Annotated in this window: 6 protein-coding genes and 1 pseudogene; 3 read left to right on the forward strand and 4 right to left on the reverse strand. The window is 64.2% G+C overall.

Going from position 1 to position 5,882, the window contains the following annotated elements:
- Positions 1-231, forward strand: a pseudogene (locus EN943_RS34085) (chain-length determining protein); the annotation flags it as partial.
- A 46-nt stretch (positions 232-277) separates the two neighbouring features.
- Here EN943_RS34085 and EN943_RS34090 read toward each other — a convergent pair.
- Entirely contained in the window at positions 278-1,114 is an 837-nt protein-coding gene (locus EN943_RS34090; protein WP_127416269.1) for a GNAT family N-acetyltransferase, read from the reverse strand.
- Positions 1,115-1,118: 4 nt separating this feature from the next.
- Complete coding sequence (locus EN943_RS34095; RefSeq protein ID WP_127416270.1) at positions 1,119-2,342, reverse strand: GNAT family N-acetyltransferase; 1,224 nt, start codon at positions 2,340-2,342, stop codon at positions 1,119-1,121.
- 91 nt (positions 2,343-2,433) lie between these two features.
- On the opposite strand from EN943_RS34095, the gene EN943_RS34100 reads away from it, so the two are divergent.
- Positions 2,434-3,492: a polysaccharide deacetylase family protein gene (locus tag EN943_RS34100; protein WP_127416271.1), complete on the forward strand. Its 1,059-nt coding sequence runs from the start codon at positions 2,434-2,436 to the stop codon at positions 3,490-3,492.
- Between the two features lie 15 nt (positions 3,493-3,507).
- On the opposite strand, the gene EN943_RS34105 is transcribed toward EN943_RS34100, so the two are convergent.
- Entirely contained in the window at positions 3,508-3,723 is a 216-nt protein-coding gene (locus EN943_RS34105; protein ID WP_023810263.1) for a DUF2842 domain-containing protein, read from the reverse strand.
- 199 nt (positions 3,724-3,922) lie between these two features.
- On the opposite strand from EN943_RS34105, the gene EN943_RS34110 reads away from it, so the two are divergent.
- Positions 3,923-5,014 (forward strand): COX15/CtaA family protein, encoded by a 1,092-nt coding sequence (locus EN943_RS34110; RefSeq protein ID WP_127416272.1) that lies wholly within the window; start codon positions 3,923-3,925, stop codon positions 5,012-5,014.
- Positions 5,015-5,039: 25 nt separating this feature from the next.
- Here the strand turns inward: EN943_RS34110 and EN943_RS34115 are convergent.
- The coding region (locus EN943_RS34115) for an aminoglycoside phosphotransferase family protein (protein ID WP_348630114.1) at positions 5,040-5,882 on the reverse strand (843 nt) is incomplete at its 5' end.

The following is a 5,882-nucleotide window of genomic DNA, read 5'->3' on the forward strand; positions in this document are numbered from 1 at the left end:
GCCTACGACCTGGTCGTGGTCGAGTGCGGACCGGCCGACGCGCAAGGCATCGGCCGTCTGACCGGCGACGCCACCGAGGTCTTTCTCTCCATGCTGGAAGCCGACGATGAGGTGACGCAGGCTGCGGTCAAGCTGATCGAGAACGGCTATCCCGACCTGACGCTGGTGACGCCGCTCGGCCACGAACCGCCCGGCAATCCGGTGCCGGGACGGCGCACTGCCGCCGCCTGAGAGAGCTGTGGATCGCTTGGCGAAGCCGTTCAGCGGTTCGCCCGATCTATCCCAGTTCCAAGGTCGTTACGCCGAACACCCTTTGCAGGTCCAGTTCCGGGGCAGGGCCTTTGTACATGCGCGTGGTGGTGAAGGTCGGCGCAAAGCCGGCCGCATCGAGCGCAGTTATGAAGCCGGTCTTATCGGCGGGGACGTCGATGTGCAGCTCACCGCCCTCACAGGCACCGGCCAGTCCCTCCAGGAGTTGCAAAGCGATTTCCATTTCGTCGGCAAACAGCGGGCCGATCTTGAAGCCGGATCGACAGCGGCGAGCCACGCCAAAGCCGGTCACGCCGCGCGAACCGATCGCCGCCAGCCCATAATGCGGTTCCTGCAGCCATCGCTGCAGGAAGGCCCATCGTGACGCCGGAAAACAATGGGAGTCATAGGCGACGATGTCGGACAGGAGCTGCGTTGTAATCATCCGCAACCCATGGTCCCTGACCGCCGGGCCTGCCTTGCGCCCCGTGAAGCGGATGGTCTCGTAGGCCGGCGCGAAGCCTTTGCGCCGATAGTTGGCCTGCTGCTCGGCGACGCCGTCGAGGCCGACGGTCCGGCCTGCGAGCCTTTTCATGCCGGCGTCCCACACCGTCTTGCCGTAGCCCATGCCGCGCATGTCAGGCCGGGAGATGTAGAGGCCGATGAAACCGAATTCGCTTCCATAGGCCACGGCCGAAATTGCCGCGACCATGTCGTCGCCGACAAAGGCGCCGATGAAGCCTTCGGGGTCCGCCGCCTGGAGCATCGCCGGGTCTTCAAGACCTGGGTTCCAGCCTTCCGCGGCCGCCCAGTCGACGAGAAGCGCCAGTTCCTGCAGGGACAGTGTGCGGATGATCGGCTTCATGGCGTTAGCTATCTTCTTCCGTGGGTGCTGCCTGACCGGCGGCTTTGCGGCGCAGCACCTTGGTCAGCTTCCAGATCGTCGGGCTGTTCTTGACGAAGGCTTTCAGCCGCGCGCCTTGCCGAAGCGTCAGCGCCAGCATGCGGCCCTTCACGGTCAAGGGGACCAGCACTTCGAAATGTCGCGTTTCGATATCGCACCACAGCCGCTTGTAAGGCTCATCTCCGACCGAAAAGTCATAGACCTCGAAACCGGTCTCGCAGGCTTCCTGGATGTTGTCGAAGAACAGGAAGTCGCCGGGGCTGGCGTGCCCGAGATCGTCCTCGGCGATCGCTCCGAATTCGCAGATCAGGCGTTTGCCCGAGCGGCTTGAACCGGTGATGGCGCGCAGCTTGCCGGCAACATCGAGCCCGTGCAGCACGAAGGAAGGCTTGTCCTCTCCAAGCGCCTGCATGAACAGCGCGCGGAAAAAGCCGCGTACCTGCGCGTCGCCAAAAACATTGGCGATGCCCATCTTGCGGAAGCGGAGTTCCTTCATCTCGAAGAAGGCGTCGAGCAGCCTGTCCACCTCGTCGGGGGTGCGGGCGTCGATGCGCCGATGGCTGCCTACGGCCTCGAATTTCCGGATTTGCGACCGGTGCTTCTTGCGTTTGCGTTTGCCGCTGGCGCGGGAAAGCAGCGCATCGAAGCCGCCGGCGAGATCGACGGCCAGCGACAGGTTGGGGCTGGAAAAATGGTCAAGCGATGCGAGCGGATTGGCGACGCCGTCGAGATCGGGCAGCAACCGCTCGAGCGCGACCAGATCGATGTCAGGGCGTGCCTTGGCGATGGCCGCCAGCACCGATCGGAGGGCCGGTATATCCGCCTTGGCCAGCCAGTTCGGATCCGCGGCGACGAAGTTGCCGTTGGCGTGGCGCCCACCCATGAAGCGGGCGATCCGGAACGGCCCCTTGGAGGCAACCTCCAGCGCCAGCGAAAAAACCGGCTTGCCCTCGGCACTCAGCGTCGCGACGAGCAGGTCCGGTCGTGTCTCGGCCGCCCAGTTCAGGATCCAGGCAGCACTCTGCGCCGGCCCAAACAGAGCCGAGCGGCAGAACTCGGCATAGGCCGCGAGTCCATCCGTGGACGCCACTGAAATCGACAGGCCGGCATGGTCCTGCGGCAAGGCGCGCGACGATGCCTCGGTCGCCGCAAGCCGATTGCCGTCAAATGACGCAGTTGCGTCAACCATACCTCAATCCTTAGGGCGTATTGATCGCGATTTGGGGGTTCGCATAGGCGCATTCCGTGCTTGGATCAGCCTAGGCGCAAAAGGTGAATGAATGATCGACGGCGGGGAGGCAATCCGGAAACTGGCGCTGAACGTCGCCCGCTATACCGGCCTCGCACCGCTGGCCAAGCCGTTCATCGGCGGCATTGGCGCCATCCTGATGCTGCACCGTGTTACCGCGACGCCGGAAAAGCCGGACAGCGTCAACCGGCACCTGAATATCGCGCCCGGCTTCCTTGACGCCATGATCGCTGACATGAAGGCGCATGGCTATGCATTCGTCTCCATGGACGAGGCGGTGGAGCGCATCAAGGCGGGCGGCAAAGGCGGTCAGTTTGCCACCATCACCGCCGACGATGCCTATCGCGACAACATGGTCGAGGCGCTGCCGGTGCTCGAGAAGCACGGCGCGCCGATCACCATCTATGTCGCGCCCGGGCTGATCAACGGCACCGCCGACCTGTGGTGGGACGTTGTCGAGGACATCGTCAACGCGCGCAATATCCTGACGCTGACGCGGCCGAATGGTCCGCTGACGATCGATTGCTCGACCGCCGCGAAGAAGCTGCAGGCCAATGCACGCTTGCACGCCTATCTCACCTCCGAAATCCGCGAGGAGGACCTGCAGGCCGTGCTGCGCGATCTGGCTCGCTCAAACGGCGTCGACGCCGACGGTCCGCGTCTGCGCACATTGATGAACTGGGACGAAATCCGCCGCATCGCCGCGCATCCGCTGGTGATGATCGGCGCCCACACGATCAACCACAGCAATCTGAAGCGGCTTTCCGAAGCCGATGCACGGCACGAGATCGGCGCCGTGGGCGCCATGTTGCTGGCCGAATTAGGCGAAGAGCCCCGCCATTTCGCTTACCCCTATGGCTATGCGAGTGCCGTAGGCTGTCGCGAAGTCGGCTTTGCCCGCGACGCCGGCTATACATCCGGCGTGACGACGCGCCACGGCGTGCTGCGTGCCGAACATGCCGGGTTCCTGCATGCTTTGCCGCGCATTTCCGTCAACGGCCGCTATCAGAGCCTCGCCCACATCCGCACCATGCTGTCGGGCGTGACGACGCCGCTCGCCAATGCCGGCAAGATGGTCGTCACCATCTGACGCTGGCGGTTTCGCCTAGCGCTTGGCCCTCGGCTCCAGCATCAGCCATTTGATGATGCCCATTGCCGGCAGCACCCAGAGCAGGCCGCTGAGCAGGAAAAACAGGAAATGCACCCACGGACCCGACTCCGACAGCCGGGCGACCGCGAAGATCGATGCGACCAGCGCATAGACGATGACCAGCGCCACCAGCAGAAACATTCCGATCAGCTTTTTCAGGCGCAGGGGCATGGTTGGTCTCCTGATCGAGCATGCCGGAATTCGCACAAGTGGCCTGGCAGGCTCAAGGGGCATTTGGCCTCGCATAGGCCTTGAGGCGAGACTGTGCAACCGGTGAGAAGCGGCGCGACGGCGTGCCGCGCCGTATGGCCTTGCCAGCACGGGTGCGATGGTCCACCAATCCGCCAAATCAACCTGCCGGGACAAGATCATGGCTGCCATATCAGCTGCCGCGCCATACGTCGCCCGCGACCGCGACCTGCATAACCGGGCGCTGCTGCGCGCCTGGCTCTATGTGGTGCTTCTGGTGCTGTTTGCGCTGGTGCTGGTCGGCGGCGCCACCAGGCTCACCGATTCCGGCCTGTCGATCACGCAGTGGAAGCCGATCCATGGCGTGATCCCGCCGCTCAACGATGCCGAATGGCAGGAGGAATTCCAGCTCTATCAGCAGATACCGCAATATGCCGAGCTCAACAAAGGCATGAGCATCGAGGCGTTCAAGTCGATCTTCTGGTGGGAATGGGCGCATCGCATCCTGGCGCGCAGCGTCGGCCTGGTCTTCGCCTTGCCGCTGCTGTTCTTCTGGGCGACGCGCCGCATCGAGCGCGGCCTGAGTCCGAAACTCGTGGGCATTCTGCTGCTTGGCGGCCTGCAAGGCGCCATCGGCTGGTGGATGGTGGCCTCTGGCCTGGTCGACCGGGTCTCCGTCAGCCAGTACCGGCTGGCGACCCACCTGACGCTTGCCGCACTGATCTTCACCGCCACCATGGTGGTCGCGCGCGGGTTGGCGCCACATTCCGAGCCTGCCGCCGATAGGTCGACGCAGAGGCTGGCCGGCTTCATCGTGCTGCTGGCGCTGATCCAGATCTATCTCGGCGGCCTGGTCGCCGGGCTCGACGCGGGTTTGAGCTACAACACCTGGCCGCTGATGGACGGCAAGATCATTCCCGGCGATCTGCTGATCCTCGAGCCGGTATGGCGCAACTTCTTCGAGAGCCCGAAGACGGTGCAGTTCGTCCATCGGCTTGGCGCTTACACGGTATTCGTCGTGGCCTTGTGGCACATGATCGCCACGCGCCGGCGGCTGCCAGGCTCGACGCATGCGCGGCGCGCGACGCTGCTGTTTCTACTGGTGCTGATGCAGGCCTCGATCGGCATCGGCACGCTGCTCATGCATGTGCCGTTGCATATGGCGCTGACCCATCAGGGATTTGCGCTGATCGTGCTGGGCTTTGCAGCAGCCCATTGGCGCGGCACCAAGGGCGCCTATCCCTTGCCGACGGGAATAGCGCTCAGGCGCTGATCCCGAGCCGATCTACTGGGTCGGATTAGAAGCTTGCCCGCACCGCCCGGATCGCCTTGACGATCGACAATTCGCGGTTCTCCTCGACCGCATTGTCGTCCTCGTGATGCCAGGATGCCGACAGGCAGCCATAGGCGGTGGCATGATCGAGGATGGCGGGCGGCGTCTGGCCCAGAGTGTTGGCAAAGATCTCGGCCATATGCGCGATCCGCTCCGGATCGAGGCAGAGCTCGTCGCGGTCGAGCGGGTTGTAGAGCATGTTCGCCGCGTCGAAACCGGGGTCGCCGAGAACGCCCTTCGGATCGATGGCCAGCCAGCCGCGCGGCCCGTGCAGGATGTTCTCGTGATGCAGGTCGCCATGCAGGGGCCTGACATCGTGCGGATCGGCCAGCAGCCGCTCGGCAATAACGGCGGCCTCGACATAGAGGCTGTTACGGCCCGAATCGCGGTCCGTTGTGGCCTTCTTGAACAGGCTGGCGAAGCGTTCCCGGAGCGGCTGAAGTTCGGGCGGGAACGGGTCTTTCCCCTGCGAAAACAGTTTTGCCATCACCTCCGCCGCGATTGCGGTCGCGGCAAAGTCGCCCTGTTCGTCGAGCACCTGCTGCAGCAGGGTTTCACCCACATATTCGAGCAGCATGCTGTGGCCGTCGCGGCCGAGCAGACGCACCGCGCCTTCGCCGCGCCGCCAGGCGAGATAATGTTCTCCGCGCAACTCGTCGGCGACATCGTCGAAAGGCTTGAGCGCCTTGACGATCGCCGGCGATCCGTCTTCGCGCAAAACCTTCCAGATCCGGCTTGAAAAGGTCTCGGCAATGAGTTCGGGCGCGCTGACTTTCCAGCGCGCCGGAAAGGCTGGCGTGTCCATCAG

The sequence above is a fragment of the Mesorhizobium sp. M7A.F.Ca.US.006.01.1.1 genome (assembly GCF_003997935.1).
In the GTDB taxonomy this organism is placed as follows: domain Bacteria; phylum Pseudomonadota; class Alphaproteobacteria; order Rhizobiales; family Rhizobiaceae; genus Mesorhizobium.

Excerpts from the sequence above, each read along its gene's own strand:
- EN943_RS34105 (WP_023810263.1), bottom strand. The coding sequence starts at position 3,723 with ATGCCCCTGCGCCTGAAAAAGCTGATCGGAATGTTTCTGCTGGTGGCG.
- EN943_RS34110 (WP_127416272.1), top strand. The coding sequence starts at position 3,923 with ATGGCTGCCATATCAGCTGCCGCGCCATACGTCGCCCGCGACCGCGAC.
- EN943_RS34090 (WP_127416269.1), bottom strand. The coding sequence starts at position 1,114 with ATGAAGCCGATCATCCGCACACTGTCCCTGCAGGAACTGGCGCTTCTC.
- EN943_RS34095 (WP_127416270.1), bottom strand. The coding sequence starts at position 2,342 with ATGGTTGACGCAACTGCGTCATTTGACGGCAATCGGCTTGCGGCGACC.
- EN943_RS34100 (WP_127416271.1), top strand. The coding sequence starts at position 2,434 with ATGATCGACGGCGGGGAGGCAATCCGGAAACTGGCGCTGAACGTCGCC.